Below are 19,467 nucleotides of genomic sequence, written 5' to 3'. Positions count from 1 at the left end.
AAAAAAAAGCCCGCACTGTTCAGGTGCGGGCTTTTTTCTGTTTTTCCTGTACGCGTCAGCCCGCATCGTTACCTGTGGTAATGATGATGGTTGTAGTAATGGTGGTGATGCTGATGCGTTTCATGGATGTTGTGTACTCTGTCATTATTATCTGTCTGTGCTCTATTCTTTTAGGGTTAAAGGATCGAGCCCCTTAAGTCAATGAATTTTTAATTCGATCACAATTCGGGACATTCTCACGTCCCGCTGCGGGCAGATTTATTTTCATCGGAATACCCCAGTTGCAACCCCAGACATCAGCAGGATCGGCCATAATAAAAACCTATGGCACTATTTTACTCCGCTAATTTTTTTTCAATATCATGAAGCAATCGGTGCAGCATTGCCGTGTCACGCTGTTCAAGACGCCCCAGGCGCTGCTGTAACCAGTCCACCATTTTTTGATCGTCAGCGACGCCCAACTGCGCAAGAAGCTTATCTGCACGAACACGCAGTGCCGCCAGCTGGTTTTCATCCGAAACTGTCACCGGTGGCTGAGAAATTTGTATTAAGGATGCTAATTGATAGCAATAGACCATCACCGCCTGCCCCAGATTGAGTGACGGGTAATCCGCCACCATCGGCGCGCCCGTCAGCACGTCAGCCAGCGCCAGCTCTTCGTTAGTCAGCCCGGAATCTTCTCGCCCAAACACCAGCGCGGCTTTCTCCAGCCACTGGCTTTTCTCTTCCAGCATCGGCACCAGTTCAGCAGGCGTGGCGTAATAGTGAAACTTCGCCCGGCTGCGCGCGGTCGTCGCGACGGTAAATGAAATATCGTGGAGTGCGTCGGCGAGCGTAGCGTAAGTGGTTATATTATCGAGAATATCACCCGAACCGTGCGCCACCCAGCGCGCAGCAGGCTCCAGATGCGCCGTGCTGTCCACAATACGCAAATCGGTAAAACCCATAGTCTTCATGGCACGCGCCGCAGCGCCAATATTTTCAGCTCTTGCTGGTGCCACCAGCACAATCGACAGATGCATTTACGCTCTCTTTTTAATCAGTTAGCAGGTAAAAATGTGATTCAGTTCAACATATTACGCAGCACGAATTTACATTTTTGCAACACAAATCACCGAAATAGCGTTTCATAACAATTAAAAAAAGCTAAACTATTTTGTGGCTGAACAATCAGTTAGAATGTTAACAGAAGACCATTATCCTTATGTTTTGTAATGATAATGACCATATGAATACTCTTTTCTGATTGGATTCGTACCGTTTATCAATCAATGTCCGCAACTAGTTGGTTTATTGAAAAATTGTGACAAAGGCTAGCATTCAGCTACGATGATTTCATCAAACTGTTAACGTGCTACAATTGAACTTGATATATGTCAACGAAGCGTAGTTTTATTGGGTGTCCGGTGTCACTTAGCCTGTTATGTTGCTGTTAAAATGGTTAGGATGACAGCCGTTTTTGACACTGTCGGGTCCAAAGGGAAAGTACCCACGACCAAGCTAATGATGTTGTTGACGTTGATGGAAAGTGCATCAAGAACGCAATTACGTACTTTAGTCACGTTAAGCCGATCATGTTAATTTGCGACATGCATCAGGCAGGTCAGGGACTTTTGTACTTCCTGTTTCGATTTAGTTGGCAATTTAGGTAGCAAACATGCAGACCCCGCACATTCTTATCGTTGAAGACGAGTTGGTAACACGCAACACGTTAAAGAGCATTTTCGAAGCAGAAGGCTACGATGTCTTTGAAGCGACCGATGGCGCAGAGATGCATCAGATCCTTTCTGAAAATGATATCAACCTGGTGATTATGGATATCAACCTGCCGGGCAAAAACGGGCTTCTTCTGGCGCGCGAACTGCGTGAACAGGCGAACGTCGCGTTGATGTTCCTGACAGGCCGTGACAACGAGGTTGATAAAATTCTTGGTCTGGAAATCGGCGCGGATGACTACATCACCAAGCCGTTCAACCCTCGCGAGTTAACCATTCGTGCACGCAACCTGCTGTCCCGCACCATGAATCTGGGTACGGTCAGTGAAGAGCGTCGTAGCGTCGACAGCTACAAATTCAACGGCTGGGAACTTGATATCAACAGCCGTTCGCTGATTAGCCCGAACGGTGAGCAGTACAAACTGCCGCGCAGTGAATTCCGCGCGATGCTGCACTTCTGCGAGAACCCGGGCAAGATTCAGTCTCGTGCAGAACTGCTGAAGAAAATGACCGGTCGTGAGTTGAAGCCACACGATCGTACCGTTGACGTAACCATCCGTCGTATTCGTAAACATTTCGAATCTACGCCTGATACGCCGGAAATCATCGCCACGATCCATGGTGAAGGCTATCGTTTCTGCGGTGACCTCCAGGAGTAATCCTCACGTCACGCAGTAAAGAACGGCGCATTTGCGCCGTTTTTTTTTATTAATGCCACGGCATAATCGGCACCGCGCTAATCGCGTTTTTCGGTGAGCCTTCCACGACTTTGTCCGAGTAGGCCAGATAAGCCAGGGTGTTACGCTTCGCATCATAAAAACGGACCACCTGTAGCTTTTTGAACACCAGCGAGGTCCGTTTCTGGAATACAACGTCGCCCTGCGCTTTGCCGTTTTTAATTTTGTCACTCAATTCCACCGGTCCAACCTGCTGGCAGGAGATGGCCGCGTCAGACGTGTCTTCAGCCAGCCCCAGGCCGCCTTTAATCCCGCCGGTCTTCGCCCGGCTGACATAGCAGGTGACGTTTTTAACGTCCGGATCGTCAAACGCCTCCACCACAATTTTGTGGTCCGGCCCAAACATTTTAAACACGGTATCCACGGAGCCAATTTGCTCCGCCTGCGCCACGCGCCCTGCCATCAGCGCCAGTGCTGCAAAGACTAAAACCTTGTATTTCATATTGTTACCATTCATAAAAAATTACGCTGAGCGATTATTCAACAGGTTAGATAAAAATGTAGCAAGATCACAGGATTAGAATATATCCGCACATAAATCACCATAAAAAGCATTTATGCGCAAAAAAAACACTGAATGCTAAAACGTCAAAAAATGCTATTATCCGCTAACCTGTAAACAGGCACCTGCGGCAGTTTTAAGGATGAGGATAGTATATGGATCAGGCTGGAATTATTCGCGACCTGCTCACCTGGCTGGAAGGTCATCTCGACCAGCCATTGTCACTGGATAATGTGGCGGCAAAAGCAGGCTATTCCAAGTGGCATCTGCAAAGGATGTTCAAGGATGTCACCGGTCATGCTATCGGTGCCTATATTCGCGCACGTCGTTTATCAAAGTCTGCTGTTGCGTTGCGCCTGACCGCGCGACCAATCCTTGATATTGCCCTGCAATATCGTTTCGATTCACAGCAAACTTTCACCCGCGCCTTTAAAAAGCAGTTCTCGTTAACGCCAGCGCTTTATCGCCGCTCGCCGGACTGGAGCTCCTTTGGTATGCGTCCGCCGCTGCGTCTGGGCGAGTTTGCGATGCCAAAATATGAAATCATCACCCTGCCAGAAACGCACCTGGTCGGCACCACGCAGAGCTACTCCTGTTCCCTTGAGCAGATCTCCGAGTTCCGCCATCAGATGCGCGTTCAGTTCTGGCGCGAATTTTTAAGCCATGCTCCGGCGATCCCGCCGATTCTGTATGGTTTGAACGAAACGCATCCAAGCCAGGAAAAAGATGACGAGCAGGAGGTGTTCTATACCACGGCGCTGACGCCTGATATGGCGAACGGTTACATTCATGGCTCGAAGCCTGTCGTGCTGGAAGGCGGCGAGTATGTGATGTTCTCATACGAAGGTTTAGGAACGGGCGTTCAGGAGTTCATCCTGACCGTTTACGGGACCTGCATGCCGATGCTGAATCTGAATCGCCGTAAAGGTCAGGACATTGAGCGCTACTATCCGGCGCAAGATGCTAAACCGGAAGAAGGCCCTATCAATCTGCGTATGGAATTCCTGATTCCGGTACGTCGTTAACGCTGCAATTCGTCCAGTGCAGGGGCATCAAGATGCGAAATGTCCCCTGCCATCTCAACCACCCACCCCGATGCCAGCCAGGCACTTTCCTGATAGTCGATACGGGAAATGGAACAGTTGCGCAGACGCAAACGGCGTTCGGCGTAAGCCGGCAGTCCCAGAATGGTGCTCACCAGACAACCCAGCGCGATACCGTGGCTCACCAGCAGCGGTCGGCTACCTGCCGGGAGTTTCAGGCACTCGGCCAGCGCGGCATGCATGCGCACGCTCAGCTCCTGCATGGATTCACCCTCAGGGATGCGACCATCTTCAGTGCCGTTCACCAGCGTGCGGCGCCAGCCTTCTTCGGTTTCCGTCAGCGTATCGATAGGACGTTTTTCCAGCACGCCCATATCCAGCTCGCGCAGACGCGGTTCGAGGGTCACGTCGCAGCCACAGGCATCGGCGATGATGCGTGCTGTCTGCTGTGTGCGGCCTAAATCACTGGAGATGACGTGAGTGATGCCCAGCGTTCTGGCGCGCTCCGCCACCTGCCACGCTTGCTGCACACCTTTGTCGGTGAGAGGACTGTCTGACTGGCCTTGAATACGTCGCTCGGCGTTCCACTGCGTTTCACCGTGGCGAACAAGGTATACCTGTAACATGCTTTTTTTCCGTTATACTGCGATGAATTTTTTAAATCGAGCTTAATTATGCACCATGTTGTCTCTGCTACCACCAATCCTGCCAAAATTCAGGCAATTCTAAGGGCATTTGAAGAGATCTTTGGCGAAGGATCCTGCCATATTGACGCCGTCGGCGTCGAGAGCGGTGTGCCGGAACAGCCGTTTGGCAGCGAGGAAACACGCGCTGGCGCACGAAATCGCGTGGCGAATGCAAAAGCCGCCGCGCCAGACGCTGACTTCTGGGTCGCGATTGAAGCTGGTATCGACGAAGGAGCGACCTTCAGCTGGGTTGTCATCGAAAGCCGCGAGCAGCGCGGCGAAGCGCGTTCTGCCACGCTGCCGCTGCCGGAGGTCATACTGGAGAAAGTCCGCGCGGGTGAGGCGCTGGGGCCGGTAATGTCGCACTATACCGGCATTGATGAGATTGGTCGTAAAGAGGGGGCGATTGGCGTCTTTACCGCGGGCAAGCTCACCCGTTCGAGCGTTTACCACCAGGCCGTTATTCTGGCGTTAAGTCCGTTCCATAACGCGATTTATCGTTAAGTCTGTAGGCCGGATAAGGCGAAGCCGTCATCCGGCGTTTTTCAGCAATACCGCTTCCAGCCACTGACGCAGTTCAACCGGCGCCGACTTCAGGCTGTTTGAACCACGGGTAATGGTCGCGATGCCCGCGCCCAGCTCGTTTTTCAGCTCGCGCTGGCTCATTTCGCCGCGCAGCAGTTCCTCAATAATGCGTACCCGCGTGCCCAGCGCTTCGCGTTCATCGGGCGTCAGCATCAGCTGTAGCAACGGTAAATGCAGATCTTTGTCGTAAGACTGGCGGAGCAACTCCACAAAACGAAGCCACTCCTGATGACGCTGTTCGGCCATGGCCGAGGAATACGGGGAATGCTGGGTCATGTTATGCTGCCTCTTGTACTCATTAGCGAGTACAGCATAACACAACCCGCGCCGATCAGTAACGTCTCTGCCACTCGGCATCGCTCATCAGGGTATCTTTCTGCCCCATGAAGTAGCGATAGTAGGCGTCATAGGCCAGCACGTTCTTCACATAGCCGCGCGTTTCCGAGAACGGAATGCTCTCGACAAACGCCACGGCGTCGATACGCCCTGCGCTGTTACCAAGCCATGTCCGCACGCGGCCTGGCCCGGCGTTGTACGCCGCTGACGCGAAGATACGGTTATTACCGAACTGCTGATAGACGTACTGCAAGTAGCTGGTACCGATGTTGATGTTGGTCTCCGGATCCAGCAGCTGGGACGGGCTGCTGTAGCCTGGAATATTAAACATCTTCACCGTGTGCGTCGCGGTGCCCGGCATAATCTGCATCAGGCCGCTGGCACCCACTGGTGAACGCACTTTCGGGTTCCAGGCGCTCTCCTGACGGGCAATGGCCATCGCGTAGCTTTGCGGAATCTCTTTGCCGCTGGTGTAGCGATCGAACAGATCCTTATAAGCCAGCGGGAAACGCTCTTCGAGATGATCCCACAGTTTGCCGGAGATCGTCGCCTGCACGCTCAGATCCCACCAGCGATTATCAAACGCATAGCGGGCAAGCTGCGCTTTCTCATCAGTGGTACGGCTGGTGACCAGATTCGCCCATTCGCTGCGCGCGGTATTATCCAGATTCCAGTACATCAGCTCGCGCACGCGCGCCATTTCCGGCCCCTGCGTCAGCGCCGGGTTCGCGTTGGCTGGCGCTTTGTCGATCTTCAGGGTGTACTCCTCGCCCAGACGCTGCGCCGCCGCCATCGGGTAGAATCCGCGCTGCTGCATCAGGGAGTGGAGGATCTCTTTGGCTTCATCGTCACGACCACGTTCCAGCAGCAGGTCTGCCTGCCAGTAACGCCATTCATCTTTCTCTTTGGCATCCATCGGCAGACGCGCCAGCCAGGTATTGAGGCCACGACGATCGCCCGTTCCCAGCGCCATGCGCACGCGACGCTCCACCAGCGAGACAGAGTTTGAACGCATCACCGCATCATCACGCCAGCGCGCCTGTTCGTCGGTGACATCTGTTCCCATCAGTCGCCATGCCACGATATCGCGCAGCTCCTGAGTTTGATCGTCATTAAGCTGCTGGGCCTGCACCAGCTGCGGGATCATCAGCCTGGCGTTTTCCACATCATCACGCGCCACGCTGGCAAAGGCCACCGCCGCCATCTGGCGGGTAAAATCGGTCGCGCCGGTGGTACGCGCAAACGTCAGGACAGTGTTCGGATCGTTTGCCAGGCCGATAACGGCAGAAGCAATGGTCTGATAATCCGCCGGCATTTGCCCCGCCAGCACGGTGACCAGCCGGGTGTTTCCGGCCTTCATCGCCAGGCGAATACGCTCCAGGTAAGAGAGCGGATCCTGCTTGCCCGAGGCGCGCCAGGCGCTGAACAGCGGGTCACAGGCGTTTGGCTGGCTTTTACCCGTCAACCACAGCTCTTTCGCACCGACCCAGGCTTCCTCCTGCTGACCGGTCGCCCATTTCGCATAATAGTAATTACACTGCGCTTCCGTCGCGCCCGGTTTATCCGGGCTGAAAGCCAGCAGGCCGCGCCAGTCTTCGCGACGGGCCAGCTCGTTCACAAACCGGGACTTCAGGGTGCGCGCAGGCGGCAGGGTCGGGTTCGCCTGAATGAAGTTATTCACGGTGACGGTCGGTTGATTCATGAGATCGTCCGTGATCTGGCGATACTCCAGATACGGATACAGCGGATAATCCTTGAGCGTCGGCATCAGCGCCTGCACGGTATCCATCTGCTTGTTGTCCCATGCCTGTTTAATCTGGGCATAGCGGTTACGTTGTTCATCCAGTGAATCGGCATGCACCGCCTGGCTTACCGCCATTACGCATACGCTGGCAGCCAGCAGACGCCAGACCACCCGTTTGGCTTTTTCCACAAGCTCTTCCTCATTGTTTTCGTCAGTTGCAGCGTCTTGCCACGTCAAAGTTACATCAACTTATGCTAACCAGGCATCCCACAACGCGCCACGTCATGGACACTTTTTTACCTTTCTTGCGCGTTTTAACACTCCCGACGTTCCTGGCTGGGATTAGGGCGTGAAAAAGGCTACACTTCGAGGCTGAAATTCATTCTCATCACGATAAAAGAGGCGAAGTCCAACGTGGCTCAATTCGTTTATACCATGCATCGTGTCGGCAAAGTTGTCCCGCCGAAACGTCATATTCTTAAAAATATCTCGCTGAGCTTCTTCCCGGGCGCAAAAATCGGTGTTCTGGGTCTCAACGGTGCCGGTAAGTCCACCCTGCTGCGCATCATGGCCGGCATCGATACAGACATCGAAGGTGAAGCCCGTCCGCAGCCTGGCATTAAGATCGGCTACCTGCCGCAGGAACCTCAGCTGAACCCGGAGCACACCGTGCGTGAATCCGTTGAAGAAGCGGTATCCGAGGTGGTTAACGCCCTGAAAGGTCTGGATGAAGTGTATGCCAAATACGCCGAGCCGGATGCGGACTTCGACAAACTGGCCGCTCAGCAGGGCAAATATGAGGAAATTATCCAGGCGCACGATGGTCACAACCTGAACGTGCAGCTGGAGCGCGCGGCTGATGCCCTGCGTCTGCCAGACTGGGATGCGAAAATCGCAAACCTGTCCGGTGGTGAACGCCGCCGCGTGGCGCTGTGCCGCCTGCTGCTGGAAAAACCAGACATGCTGCTGCTCGACGAACCGACCAACCACCTGGATGCCGAATCCGTGGCGTGGCTGGAGCGCTTCCTGCATGACTTCGAAGGCACCGTGGTAGCGATTACCCACGACCGTTACTTCCTCGACAACGTTGCGGGCTGGATCCTGGAGCTGGACCGCGGCGAAGGTATTCCGTGGGAAGGCAACTACTCCTCCTGGCTGGAGCAGAAAGACCAGCGTCTGGCGCAGGAAGCGTCTCAGGAAGCCGCCCGCCGTAAGTCTATTGAGAAAGAGCTGGAGTGGGTGCGTCAGGGCGCGAAAGGCCGTCAGTCTAAGGGCAAAGCCCGTCTGGCACGCTTCGAAGAGCTGAACAACACCGAATACCAGAAACGTAACGAAACCAACGAACTGTTTATTCCACCTGGAGCTCGTCTGGGGGATAAAGTGGTTGAAGTGACTAACCTGCGTAAGTCCTACGGCGACCGCGTGCTGATCGACGATCTGACCTTCTCCGTTCCGAAAGGCGCTATCGTCGGCATCATCGGTCCGAACGGCGCGGGTAAATCCACCCTGTTCCGCATGATGTCTGGTCAGGAACAGCCTGACAGCGGCTCTATCACCCTGGGTGAGACCGTGAAGCTGGCCTCCGTTGACCAGTTCCGCGACGCGATGGACAACAGCAAAACCGTGTGGGAAGAAGTCTCCGGCGGTCTGGATATCATGCGTATCGGCAACACCGAGATGCCAAGCCGCGCCTATGTTGGCCGCTTTAACTTCAAGGGCACCGACCAGGGCAAACGCGTGGGCGAGCTGTCCGGCGGTGAGCGCGGTCGTCTGCACCTGGCAAAACTGCTCCAGGTTGGCGGCAACGTTCTGCTGCTCGATGAACCCACCAACGACCTGGACATCGAAACCCTGCGCGCACTGGAAAACGCCCTGCTGGAGTTCCCGGGCTGCGCGATGGTTATCTCGCACGACCGCTGGTTCCTGGACCGTATCGCGACCCACATCCTGGACTACCAGGACGAAGGTAAGGTGGAGTTCTTCGAAGGTAACTTCACCGAATACGAAGAGTACAAGAAACGCACGCTGGGCGCAGACGCGCTGGAGCCGAAGCGTATTAAGTACAAGCGTATTGCGAAATAAAAGCAAAACGGCAACTTCGGTTGCCGTTTTTTATGTTTGTTCCCTCTCCCCATGGGAGAGGGCCAGGGTGAGGGCATCAGGCCGCACAAAATCACCCGCCCACGTAATACCGCTTCACCTCATCAAACTGCATCGCAAAGTCGATATAGCTCATCAGCGCAGGCGAATTGAGCTTACGGCTCGGGTAGGCCAGCCAGAGATCGTTTCCCTCAACGCTCCACGCCGACAGCACCTTCACCAGCGCGCCCTTTTCGATCTTATCTTCCAGCAGGAATGCGGGTAACAGCGTGATCCCCGCCCCGGCAATGGCGCATTCCCTGGCGTACACCAGATTATCCGTCATATGAGCGTTATCCGGCAGGTAGCGGTAATCCTCATTCTCGCTTCGCAGAAGCCACTCCGACCATGCCCGGTGCGTAATGCAGCGATGCTCCACCAGCTGTCGGGGATGAATTAACGGCTCCCGGCGTGCCAGGTAGTCGGGCGAGGCCAGCATGTAGCGCGGACAGTGCCCAATCATGCGGCCAATCAGGGAAGAATCCTGCGGTTTGCCGGTGCGCAGCGCCACGTCAAAGCCAGACTCGACCAGATCCACCACGTCGTCTGAGATCGACACATCCAGTGACACGTCCGGATAGCGTAGCTGGAACTCGGCATTCATATGCGCCAGCAGCGTCGCGCCAATTCCTGCCGGACAGGTGATCCGCAGCCGCCCGCTGGGGTTTTCTCGCAGCCGCTGAATGGCATACTCCGCGCGCTCGCTGGCCGCCAGCATCTCGCGACAGTGCACCAGATAGTGCTCGCCCGCAAACGTCAGGCTTATTCTGCGCGTCGTGCGATTCAACAGACGGATCCCCACCTGCTGCTCCAGCTGGCTAATACGCTGGCTGACGCTGGATTTTGGCAGTTCCGCCTTCTGCGCCGCCGCGGTAAAGCTGCCCATCTCGGCCACCAGCGCAAACAGTGCCATATCCTGAAGCTGTTTAAACATGATTGTTCACTCTGTACGAACGCTGAGTTCTGGATTGTCCATCTTATCATGCGGCTGACCACTTAATAGACTAGCCTCAACAAAACGAATGCCATTGAGGAGCACACCATGTCAGTGAAAGCCATTGCCGTTAACCCAGAAAATCCCTCCACCTTCGTTGAAATCACCCCGCCGATGCCGCAGCCCGGCGAACACGATCTGCTGGTGGAGGTGAAAGCCGTCTCCGTAAACCCGGTGGACACCAAGGTACATGCAGGCATTGCTAAAAGCGGGCTGAAGGAGCCGCGCATTCTCGGGTGGGATGCCAGCGGGATCGTAAAAGCCGTTGGGGCTGGCGTCACCGGATTCAAACCGGGTGACGAAGTGTGGTACGCGGGGGATATCACCCGACCGGGCAGCAATACCACACATCAGCTGATCGATGCGCGCATTGTCGGGCACAAGCCTGCAAGCCTTGACTGGGCCGCCGCGGCTGCACTGCCGCTGACGGCGCTCACCGCGTGGGAAGGCCTGTTTGAACGGCTGAAGATTCAGGATGCCGACGCAGATAAAACGCTGCTGATTATTGGCGGCGCGGGCGGGGTGGGATCGCTGGCGATCCCGTTTGCGAAGCACAACAGCAAGGTAAAGGTGATCGCAACGGCGTCCCGTGAAGATTCCGCCCGGTGGTGCCGCGATCGCGGTGCAGATGTGGTGGTGAACTACCGCGATCTGAAAGGCGAACTGGCGAAGCACGGGCTGACCTTTGTGGATTACATTTTCATCCTCAACGACACCGACGGGCACTGGGATGCGGTCAGCGACCTGATTGCACCGCAGGGGCATATCTGTTCCATCGTTGAGAATGAACATCCGCTGAACCAGGACAAGCTGAAGTCCAAATCCGCCGCGCTGCACTGGGAATTTATGTACACCCGCAGCATGTATCAGACGGCGGATATGGCGCGTCAGGGAGAGATCCTGGACGAAGTCGCGAAGCTGGTGGATAACGGCGTAGTGGAAAGTTCGCTCAGCGAAACGCTGCACGGGCTAAGCGTGGAAAGCATTACCGAAGCGCACCGCAAGGTGCTGGAGGGGCATATGCGTGGGAAGGTGGTGGTTGAGTATTGATTGGACTGATTCCCTTACCCTGGCCCTCTCCTAAAGGGAGAGGGTGATTAAAGTCCCCTCTCCCTTTGGGAGAGGGTTAGGGTGAGGGGTAAATCTTTTACCCCTGCTCCCCCATCATCTCCTTCACCAGCTCGACGCAGCGCAGGAAACGGGTGTCGTAGTCCGACTCTTCCACATGGACAAACTCAACGTTGTTCTCGTTAAGCATCTCTACCAGCATGGTCTGGAACTCACGCCTGTCCACGGAGCTGCCCAGGCTGCGCATGCCGTCGGCCACCCATGGGGTGTTGTTTTCCAGCAGGATCACCAGGTCAAAGCGGTATTCGTCAATCAGCGCCTGCACAAACGGGTGCTCGCGCCCCTCGTACTTTTTGCAGAACGCCTGCGTGGTGACGAAATCGGTATCAATAAAGGCGACTTTATTGGCGTATTTCACCGCGAAATCAATGTACTGGGCATGACCGAGCGCGATTTTATCGTAGTCGGAATACTGCAACGCCATCTCGTCGCCGCCAAGGTGTGAAAAGACATAATCGCGGCCATACTCCCACGCGCTGGTGGTGTTGAAGATGTTCGCCAGCTTATTGACCAGCGTCGATTTCCCGCTCGACTCGCCGCCGAGGATCGCCACCGTACGCACGAAGAACGGCTTCACCTCGGTCGGGATGTAGTCCCAGTAACGGAACGGGTTCTCGCGAATCTGCGCCCCGCTGATGTTCATGAAGGTGCGTTTAGGATCGATCAGCACCGTCTCGATACCCAGATGCTCGCGGAACTGCGGCGCGTCGGACTCTTCAGAGGTGTAGATCCAGTTAGGCGCAATGCCCTTCTCTTCCATAAACGCTTTGATGCCGTTGCTCCACACGTCCCAGCCGTGCGGATACGGCTCCATGCCCTCTTCGTTAAAGGCATGAATACGAATATTTTTCTGATATTTAAAGGTCTGAAGCAGCCAGCGCAGGCGGTCCGGCACGGTGGGCTGCTGCGACATGGCGCTGTCTTCAAACAGCTGGCGATCGCGGGTTTCATCATAACCCATGATGATATGCAGCTCGTCGACCTGGCTACAGGCGCGCTGGATCAGATAGATATGCCCGGTATGCAGCGGGTAGAACTTACCGAACACCACGCCAATGTTCTTTTGCATCCGCGGAAATTCAAGCCCCAGAAAACGGTGCAGCGCTTCCAGCTTCTGCGCGCTGGGGCTTTTGATTTTGGCGTTCAGCAGTTGGCTCAGGTAGCCCTTGGTCATGCCGCTGGCGTCCGCCACCTGCTGCAACGTGCAGCCCTTCTGGCGGATAGCGGTCTTGATGTAGTCAAATGATGACATAAATTACGGTGCCTCCTGCAAAATCGAATACGTAATTATAAGTCGTCAAAGACATTTAACGCATCTGCGAGTTTTTTAACGCCGAAAACCTGCATCCCTTCCGGAATTTTTTTCGGCACGTTGGCGGCCGGAACAATCGCGCGGCGGAAGCCATGTTTTGCCGCTTCGGAGATACGCTCCTGACCGCTCGGCACCGGGCGGATCTCGCCGGCCAGCCCTACCTCACCAAATACCACCAGATCCTGCGGCAACGGTCTGTCGCGCAGGCTGGAGACCATTGCCAGCAGCAGCGCCAGGTCCGCGCTGGTTTCCGTAACCTTCACCCCACCAACCACGTTGACGAACACATCCTGATCCGCCATTTGCAGACCGCCGTGACGGTGCAGCACCGCCAGCAGGATCGCCAGGCGGTTCTGTTCCAGACCGACCGCCACGCGCCGCGGGTTGCCCATCATTGAGTGATCCACCAGCGCCTGAATTTCAACCAGCAGCGGACGCGTTCCTTCCCACAGCACCATCACCGAACTCCCGGACGTGATCTCGTCGCCACGGCTCAGGAAGATGGCCGACGGGTTGCTGACTTCGCGAAGCCCCTGCTCGGTCATGGCAAACACGCCAAGTTCATTCACCGCGCCGAAGCGGTTTTTATGGCTGCGCAGGGTACGAAAACGGGAATCCGCATCGCCATCGAGCATTACCGAGCAGTCGATACAGTGTTCAAGCACTTTCGGTCCCGCCAGCGAGCCGTCTTTGGTCACATGACCAACCATCACAATCGCCACGCCGCGCGTTTTGGCAAAGCGCGTCAGGTAGGCCGCGGTTTCACGCACCTGCGCCACGCTTCCCGGTGACGACTGAATGTCAGCCATATGCATCACCTGAATGGAGTCGATCACCATCAGCTTCGGCTGCTCTTCTTCGGCGATCATGCAGATCTGCTCGATGCTGGTTTCCGACAGCATATTCAGATTGCCGGTCGGCAGGCCGAGGCGGTGCGCGCGCATCGCCACCTGCTGGAGTGATTCTTCCCCCGTGACGTACAGGGTTTTCATCTGTTCGGCGAGCTTGCAGAGCGTTTGCAGCAGCAGGGTCGATTTACCCGCGCCCGGGTTACCGCCGATGAGTATAGCGCTGCCCGGCACTACGCCACCGCCGAGCACGCGGTCAAATTCTTTGAATCCGGTTGAGAAGCGCGGCAGCGCCTCAAGGCTGATATCCGAAAGTTTTTGTACCTTCGACACGCCTGCATTACCCGCATAGCCGCTCAGCCGTTCATTGCGGGCCACGCTCGGCGAAGCCGCCACACCACGCACTTCGGTGATGGTGTTCCAGGCATGACAGGCGCTGCATTGCCCCTGCCAGCGCGGATAATCCGCACCACATTCATTACAGACAAATGCGCGTTTTGGAGCTTTCGCCACGGTTTACCTCGTTATTTTTGATTAATGCTGCCGGAGAGAATACAGAACACCCCCATCAGATCAGCATGACGGATAGTGACTTCCGTCTTTTCATTCACTTTCGGTTTGGCATGGTAGGCAATACCCAGCCCGGCAACTTTGATCATCGGCAGATCGTTCGCGCCATCGCCGATGGCGACGGTCTGCTCGACCGGGATGGCATATTTCTCTGCCAGACGCGTCAGCGTATTGGCTTTGTACTGCGCATCCACGATGTCGCCGATGACCTGTCCGGTGAGTTTGCCGTCCATGATCTCCAGCTCGTTTGCCACCACGGTGGTCAGACGCAGCTTGTCACGCAGGTAGTCGGCAAAGAAGGTGAACCCGCCGGAGGCAATCGCCACTTTCCAGCCGAGCGTCTCCAGCTTGAGTACCAGCTGCGTAAGCCCAGGCATCAGGGGCAGTTCATCGCGCACCTGACGCAAAATGTTAGCATCGGCCCCCTTCAGGGTCGCCACGCGCTGTCTCAGGCTGGCGGTGAAATCCAGCTCGCCGCGCATCGCGCGCTCGGTGACTTCCGCCACCAGCTCTCCGCTGCCCGCCAGTTTAGCAATCTCGTCAATACACTCGATCTGAATGGCGGTGGAGTCCATGTCCATTACCAGCAGGCCGGGCGTTTTCAGGTGCGGAATTTTGCCGAGGGGAGCAACGTCCAGCCCGGCGTCGTGCGCCAGACGCGTGGCGCGCTGCGTCAGGGAACCCGCCAGGCGAATGACCTGATAATCTTCCACACACCAGGCCGCAACGATGACCATCGCTGCGCCCAGTTTGGTTTGATACTGGGTGAGGCGTTGCTTATCCAGGCCGCGTCCGTACAGCAGCCAGCCGCTACGGCCAGCGTGGTAATCGAGAGGCATCACCTCATCGCCACTTAAAGAGAGCGGCAATCCTGGCCATAAAGAGACATCCGTTGGCAGGTCGCACCAGGTAATGTTCGGCATTGAAGCTCCTGTAATTTCGTTCGCGCCGGAAGGTTCCAGAGGGAAAATAACGCATGAGGCTACCCTGTAACCATCACTTCTGGCAACATTAAGCCGTAAATTTTAAGCAGGTGGAATATGGCTCGCGCAAAACTGAAATTCCGGCTTCATCGCGCCGTGATTGTCCTGATCTGTCTCGCACTATTAGTGGCGCTGATGCAGGGGGCATCCTGGTTTAGCCAGAATCACCAACGACAGCGTAACCCGCAGTTTGAGGAGCTGGCCCGGACGCTGGCGCACCAGGTGACGCTCAACGTTGCGCCGTCTATGCGCACCGAAACGCCGGATGATAAGCGAATAGCCCAGGTATTGCGCCAGCTTACGGAAAACAGCCGCATTCTGGATGCGGGCGTGTACGATGAACAGGGCGACCTGATTGCCCGCGCGGGTGAGCATGTCGACGTGCGCGACAGGCTGGCGCTGGACGGCAAAAAAGCCGGTGGTTATTTCAACCAACAAATCGTCGAACCCATTCAGGGCAAGAATGGTCCGCTCGGCTATTTACGTCTGACACTCGACACCCACACCCTGCCAACCGAAGCCAAACAGGTGGATAACACCACCAATATTTTGCGCCTGATGCTGCTGCTCTCACTGGCGATTGGCGTGGTACTGGCACGTACGTTGCTCCAGGGCAAGCGCACCCGCTGGCAGCAGTCACCGTTCCTGTTAACCGCCAGCAAGTCGGTTCCCGAAGAGGAAGAGAGCGAGAAGAAAGAATAGTGATAAAGTAGGCGGATGATTCGGAAAAGGAACTCTGCCATGTCGACGTTACGCCTGCTAATCTCTGACTCTTACGATCCCTGGTTTAACCTGGCGGTAGAAGAGTGCATCTTCCGCCAGATGCCTGCCACCCAGCGCGTCCTGTTTCTCTGGCGCAACGCTGATACGGTCGTTATTGGCCGCGCGCAAAATCCGTGGAAAGAGTGTAACACCCGCCGTATGGAAGAGGACAACGTCCGCCTGGCGCGCCGCAGCAGCGGCGGCGGTGCGGTATTCCACGATCTGGGCAATACCTGCTTTACCTTTATGGCGGGCAAGCCGGAATACGACAAAACCATCTCGACCTCCATTGTGCTTAATGCGCTCAATTCGCTTGGCGTGACGGCTGAAGCCTCGGGACGTAACGATCTGGTGGTCAAAACGCCCGATGGCGACCGCAAGGTATCCGGCTCTGCCTATCGCGAAACGATGGATCGGGGATTCCACCACGGCACATTATTGCTGAATGCCGATCTGAGCCGTCTGGCTAACTACCTTAATCCAGATAAGAAAAAGCTACAGGCTAAGGGTATTACCTCCGTGCGCGGGCGCGTGGCGAATCTGGTGGAACTGCTGCCCGGGATTACTCATGAGCAGATTTGCGATGCGATCCGTGAAGCCTTCTTCGAACATTACGGTGAGCGGGTAGAAGCTGAAGTGATCTCCCCTGACAAAACACCGGACCTGCCCAACTTCGCGGAAACCTTTGCGCGCCAGAGCAGCTGGGAGTGGAACTTCGGCCAGGCACCGGCCTTTTCACACCTGCTGGACGAACGGTTTACCTGGGGCGGCGTGGAACTGCACTTTGACGTGGAGAAGGGCCATATTACCCGCACGCAGGTCTTTACGGATAGTCTCAATCCTGCACCGCTGGAGGCGCTGGCCGCACGTTTACAGGGCTGTCTGTACCATGCAGACAGTCTGCAACAGGCGTGCGAAGCGCTTTGGGTGGATTTCCCGGACCACGAGCGGGAGCTACGGGATCTCTCCCAATGGATCGCTGGCGCGGTGCGTTAATAAAAACACATAAGGGAAGTGAATACGCTTCCCTTATTCCTGAAAATTAACACACGTATATAAATAAACAGGGAACATACACAAAATATATATTTATAGCTTATATATTAAGGGGAATTACATTCAAAAATTAACACTCCTTAATGTAAAGTTAGCTTTTCCTCTAGAATAATAGACAGCAAGAAATAGTTTTTCTATTTCTTCTCCACACGTCTGTTTCGAACGTTAAGGATTAACGATGAAAAAAATCATTATTGCAACCGCTGTTGCAATGACCCTCTCTGCGACTGCACATGCCGACTCTACTGCGGTATTAAAATTAAAAGGCGTATTAACCAACAACGCCTGTACCCCAACGCTGAGCGATGGCGCTGTCGTTGATTTCGGCACTAAATATATCAGCTCGCTCTCCGCAACGGCAGATAACCAGCTGGGTTATAAAGATATTTCTCTGACTATCAACTGCTCTGCCGCAACGAAAGTAGCGTGGTCCATTACCGATGATCACGCAGATTCAATGAAGAAAATGACCATCGATAACGCCACTTTCGCGGGCGATCAGGCATGGAGTTCAACTAACCAGTACGGCGTAGGTAAAACGGCTGGCGGCGTCAATATCGGCGCTTACTCCGTGGGTATGAATTCGAATGTAACCGTAGATGGAAACGTCAAAGCATTAGGTTATTCTGCGATAGCAGATGATCCAATGTGGTTACTTGCGAATACGGGTTCGCAGCTCGTCACTCATAGTGACGGTTCTATCCAGTATAGCGCACTAAATAGCAGTGATCGGACGTTGGTTCCCTTTATGAATGCCGTATTCCCGCTGCGCGTTGCGCTGGCGGTGCAGAAAACTGACACCCTGGCAATTACCGACGATACCCCGATCGACGGCCAGGCCACCATCACTTTGCATTATCTGTAACTGGCTCATTTCGCTTGTGAACTGAGCGTGATGGCCTGCATTTGTTAAGGAACAACAATGAAAAAGATTTTAGTTGCCACTGCCGTTGCGCTGGCCCTCTCCGCGACTGCCGCTAACGCCGCCTCTACCGCCGTACTGAAAGTGACCGGTTTACTCTCCGTTGCCGCCTGCACCCCGCAGTTAAGCGGCGGCGGCGAGGTGGATTATGGTCTTATCCACCTGGCGGATCTCTCCGCGACCAGCGTTAACCAGTTGGGTCAGAAAGATATCTCCCTGACCATCACCTGCCCGGTAGCCACTAAAGCTGGCTGGACCATCAGCGATGACCGCGCAGACACCCATCCGGGTGCTTCTGTGATCACCATTAACACCGCAGACGCGGCGGGCGGCAACGTTTCCGACACCACCCAGTCCTACGGCGTGGGCAAAACCGCGGGCGGCGTGAAAATTGGCGCTTACTCCATCTTTGCTGATGTGGCGAACGTCACCGCCGACGGCGTGAAATCAGACGTTATCTCCGGTACCGTGGACAGCCCGTCCTGGCAGAAAACCGCTACCGGTATCATCAAAAACGCCAACATGGAAATGATGACCGTGGCCGCTTCCGGCACCACTGCGCCGCTGCCTTTCACGACCGCAGTATTTCCGCTGAAAACCTCCCTGGCGATTCAGAATACCGCGGCCCTCGCGATTACCGATGATACCAACCTGGATGGTCAGGCCACGATTACCGTTAAATATCTCTGATTATCAACCCGATAAAGTGTGAACTATGCCTCCTCTTAACAGAGGAGGTATTTTGTCAGGTTAAAGGATTAATCTTGATGTCAGTTGAATCCACGATCGCTCAGTGCGCCATTGCCGCACCGTTATTATTCTCTGCTCTCTTTGCTCAGGCGTATGCCGCCGGAATGGTGCCAGAAACCACGCTGCTGGTTATTGAAGAGTCGACTCACAGCGGCACCATGAACGTAAAAAATACCGACACCTTCCCGGCCCTGATCTATACCATCATTGTCGATCTTCCTGACGATACAGGCGTGACGTTAAACGCGTGACCCTTGAGGCTATCCCGCCGAAAAACACCGATAAACATATGTGGATCGGCTTTAACCTGAGTCAGGATCTGCCCAACGGCATCAAGAACATTTCTGTCGCCCATACAGCCTTCAGGGAGCTGGATTTCAAAGTACTGAATACCCGTCGCGTAATGCTCGAAGTGAAACGTGCAGACGGCTCGTGACTGTCAAAAGGGACCAGTATCGTGGATGAGAAAAACAACTACCTGGTCAGCGCGGTGGACAGCGGGCGTGTTTTTGTCACTGATATGTCCAATAGCCCGGCACTTTATGCCGTTGACGATAATATGCAGCGCATCTGCCGCATCGATTAATCCCTGAGTGAGACTCAGGACAAAGAATCGTTTTATGAAACTGCTAAAGGAGTCTGTAAATGAAACACC

21 protein-coding genes, 1 pseudogene and 1 other annotated feature (1 of these 23 only partly in view) are annotated in these 19,467 nt (G+C 55.0%); of the genes and pseudogenes, 11 read left to right on the top strand and 11 right to left on the bottom strand.

The annotated features are described in order from the left end of the window. Positions 1-117 (bottom strand) — a sequence feature (Thr leader region) (it extends 1 nt beyond the left edge of the window). From thrL to yjjY, 3 genes are all read right to left on the bottom strand, one after another. After that, a complete protein-coding gene (thrL, locus tag L384_RS21880; RefSeq protein ID WP_015572623.1) occupies positions 56-124 on the bottom strand; it encodes a thr operon leader peptide in 69 nt (22 codons plus the stop codon). It overlaps the preceding feature by 62 nt. 211 nt (positions 125-335) lie before the next feature. Further along, on the bottom strand, positions 336-1,022 hold the full coding sequence (locus L384_RS12105) for a tRNA/rRNA methyltransferase (protein ID WP_003856496.1): 687 nt from the start codon (positions 1,020-1,022) through the stop codon (positions 336-338). Between the two features lie 399 nt (positions 1,023-1,421). Next, positions 1,422-1,562: a YjjY family protein gene (gene yjjY, locus L384_RS22425; RefSeq protein WP_001541509.1), complete on the bottom strand. Its 141-nt coding sequence runs from the start codon at positions 1,560-1,562 to the stop codon at positions 1,422-1,424. A gap of 95 nt (positions 1,563-1,657) precedes the next feature. Between yjjY and arcA the strand changes: the two genes are divergently transcribed. Then, positions 1,658-2,374 carry a two-component system response regulator ArcA gene (gene arcA / locus L384_RS12110; RefSeq protein ID WP_003856501.1) on the top strand — a complete coding sequence of 239 codons (717 nt, stop codon included), beginning with the start codon at positions 1,658-1,660 and terminating at the stop codon, positions 2,372-2,374. Between the two features lie 49 nt (positions 2,375-2,423). On the opposite strand, the gene creA is transcribed toward arcA, so the two are convergent. Beyond that, positions 2,424-2,894 carry a protein CreA gene (creA, locus tag L384_RS12115; protein ID WP_003856503.1) on the bottom strand — a complete coding sequence of 157 codons (471 nt, stop codon included), beginning with the start codon at positions 2,892-2,894 and terminating at the stop codon, positions 2,424-2,426. Positions 2,895-3,109: 215 nt separating this feature from the next. Here creA and robA point away from each other — a divergent pair, with 215 nt between their 5' ends. Continuing rightward, complete coding sequence (robA, locus tag L384_RS12120) at positions 3,110-3,979, top strand: MDR efflux pump AcrAB transcriptional activator RobA (protein WP_003856504.1); 870 nt, start codon at positions 3,110-3,112, stop codon at positions 3,977-3,979. On the opposite strand, the gene gpmB is transcribed toward robA, so the two are convergent. Further along, entirely contained in the window at positions 3,976-4,623 is a 648-nt protein-coding gene (gpmB, locus tag L384_RS12125) for a 2,3-diphosphoglycerate-dependent phosphoglycerate mutase GpmB (RefSeq protein ID WP_006810187.1), read from the bottom strand. The genes robA and gpmB overlap by 4 nt on opposite strands. Before the next feature lie 48 nt (positions 4,624-4,671). On the opposite strand from gpmB, the gene yjjX reads away from it, so the two are divergent. Further along, positions 4,672-5,187: an inosine/xanthosine triphosphatase gene (gene yjjX, locus L384_RS12130; RefSeq protein ID WP_022646994.1), complete on the top strand. Its 516-nt coding sequence runs from the start codon at positions 4,672-4,674 to the stop codon at positions 5,185-5,187. A 27-nt stretch (positions 5,188-5,214) separates the two neighbouring features. Here yjjX and trpR read toward each other — a convergent pair whose 3' ends face one another. Together trpR and sltY are read right to left on the bottom strand one after the other, a co-directional pair. After that, entirely contained in the window at positions 5,215-5,544 is a 330-nt protein-coding gene (gene trpR / locus L384_RS12135; RefSeq protein ID WP_003856511.1) for a trp operon repressor, read from the bottom strand. 55 nt (positions 5,545-5,599) lie between these two features. Continuing rightward, positions 5,600-7,537: a murein transglycosylase gene (gene sltY / locus L384_RS12140; RefSeq protein WP_023324129.1), complete on the bottom strand. Its 1,938-nt coding sequence runs from the start codon at positions 7,535-7,537 to the stop codon at positions 5,600-5,602. A gap of 225 nt (positions 7,538-7,762) precedes the next feature. Between sltY and ettA the strand changes: the two genes are divergently transcribed. Then, positions 7,763-9,430, top strand: coding sequence for an energy-dependent translational throttle protein EttA (ettA, locus tag L384_RS12145; RefSeq protein ID WP_003856515.1), 1,668 nt, complete (start codon positions 7,763-7,765; stop codon positions 9,428-9,430). 91 nt (positions 9,431-9,521) lie between these two features. Here the strand turns inward: ettA and L384_RS12150 are convergent, their stop codons facing one another. After that, entirely contained in the window at positions 9,522-10,421 is a 900-nt protein-coding gene (locus tag L384_RS12150) for a LysR family transcriptional regulator (protein WP_022650376.1), read from the bottom strand. A gap of 108 nt (positions 10,422-10,529) precedes the next feature. On the opposite strand from L384_RS12150, the gene L384_RS12155 reads away from it, so the two are divergent. Beyond that, positions 10,530-11,531 carry a zinc-binding alcohol dehydrogenase family protein gene (locus L384_RS12155; protein ID WP_022650375.1) on the top strand — a complete coding sequence of 334 codons (1,002 nt, stop codon included), beginning with the start codon at positions 10,530-10,532 and terminating at the stop codon, positions 11,529-11,531. 97 nt (positions 11,532-11,628) lie between these two features. Here L384_RS12155 and nadR read toward each other — a convergent pair whose 3' ends face one another. The 3 genes from nadR to serB are packed head-to-tail and all read right to left on the bottom strand — an operon-like array spanning position 11,629 to position 15,262. Continuing rightward, positions 11,629-12,861 (bottom strand): multifunctional transcriptional regulator/nicotinamide-nucleotide adenylyltransferase/ribosylnicotinamide kinase NadR, encoded by a 1,233-nt coding sequence (nadR, locus tag L384_RS12160; RefSeq protein ID WP_003856522.1) that lies wholly within the window; start codon positions 12,859-12,861, stop codon positions 11,629-11,631. A gap of 35 nt (positions 12,862-12,896) precedes the next feature. Next, positions 12,897-14,282, bottom strand: coding sequence for a DNA repair protein RadA (gene radA, locus L384_RS12165; RefSeq protein WP_003856523.1), 1,386 nt, complete (start codon positions 14,280-14,282; stop codon positions 12,897-12,899). Positions 14,283-14,293: 11 nt separating this feature from the next. Beyond that, the gene (gene serB / locus L384_RS12170) at positions 14,294-15,262 is read right to left on the bottom strand and encodes a phosphoserine phosphatase (RefSeq protein ID WP_003856524.1); all 969 of its coding nucleotides are present in this window, start codon (positions 15,260-15,262) and stop codon (positions 14,294-14,296) included. Between the two features lie 117 nt (positions 15,263-15,379). Between serB and L384_RS12175 the strand changes: the two genes are divergently transcribed. The 6 genes and pseudogenes from L384_RS12175 to L384_RS22615 form a co-directional block, all read left to right on the top strand. After that, on the top strand, positions 15,380-16,024 hold the full coding sequence (locus tag L384_RS12175) for a YtjB family periplasmic protein (RefSeq protein WP_022650374.1): 645 nt from the start codon (positions 15,380-15,382) through the stop codon (positions 16,022-16,024). Positions 16,025-16,063: 39 nt separating this feature from the next. Continuing rightward, on the top strand, positions 16,064-17,080 hold the full coding sequence (gene lplA, locus L384_RS12180; RefSeq protein ID WP_023324128.1) for a lipoate--protein ligase LplA: 1,017 nt from the start codon (positions 16,064-16,066) through the stop codon (positions 17,078-17,080). A gap of 238 nt (positions 17,081-17,318) precedes the next feature. After that, positions 17,319-18,005 carry a DUF1120 domain-containing protein gene (locus L384_RS12185; protein WP_022650372.1) on the top strand — a complete coding sequence of 229 codons (687 nt, stop codon included), beginning with the start codon at positions 17,319-17,321 and terminating at the stop codon, positions 18,003-18,005. Between the two features lie 57 nt (positions 18,006-18,062). Then, positions 18,063-18,752 carry a DUF1120 domain-containing protein gene (locus L384_RS12190; protein ID WP_003856531.1) on the top strand — a complete coding sequence of 230 codons (690 nt, stop codon included), beginning with the start codon at positions 18,063-18,065 and terminating at the stop codon, positions 18,750-18,752. A gap of 77 nt (positions 18,753-18,829) precedes the next feature. Then, a complete protein-coding gene (locus L384_RS21535; RefSeq protein WP_022650371.1) occupies positions 18,830-19,063 on the top strand; it encodes a hypothetical protein in 234 nt (77 codons plus the stop codon). A gap of 59 nt (positions 19,064-19,122) precedes the next feature. Next, positions 19,123-19,461: pseudogene (locus L384_RS22615) on the top strand (FimD/PapC C-terminal domain-containing protein); the annotation flags it as partial. Positions 19,462-19,467: the final 6 nt, after the last annotated feature.

This window comes from Enterobacter sp. MGH 38, assembly GCF_000492855.1.
Taxonomy (GTDB): domain Bacteria; phylum Pseudomonadota; class Gammaproteobacteria; order Enterobacterales; family Enterobacteriaceae; genus Enterobacter; species Enterobacter hormaechei_C.
Note: the sequence above shows the minus strand (reverse complement) of the source record. Positions and strands in the feature narration are given on the sequence as shown.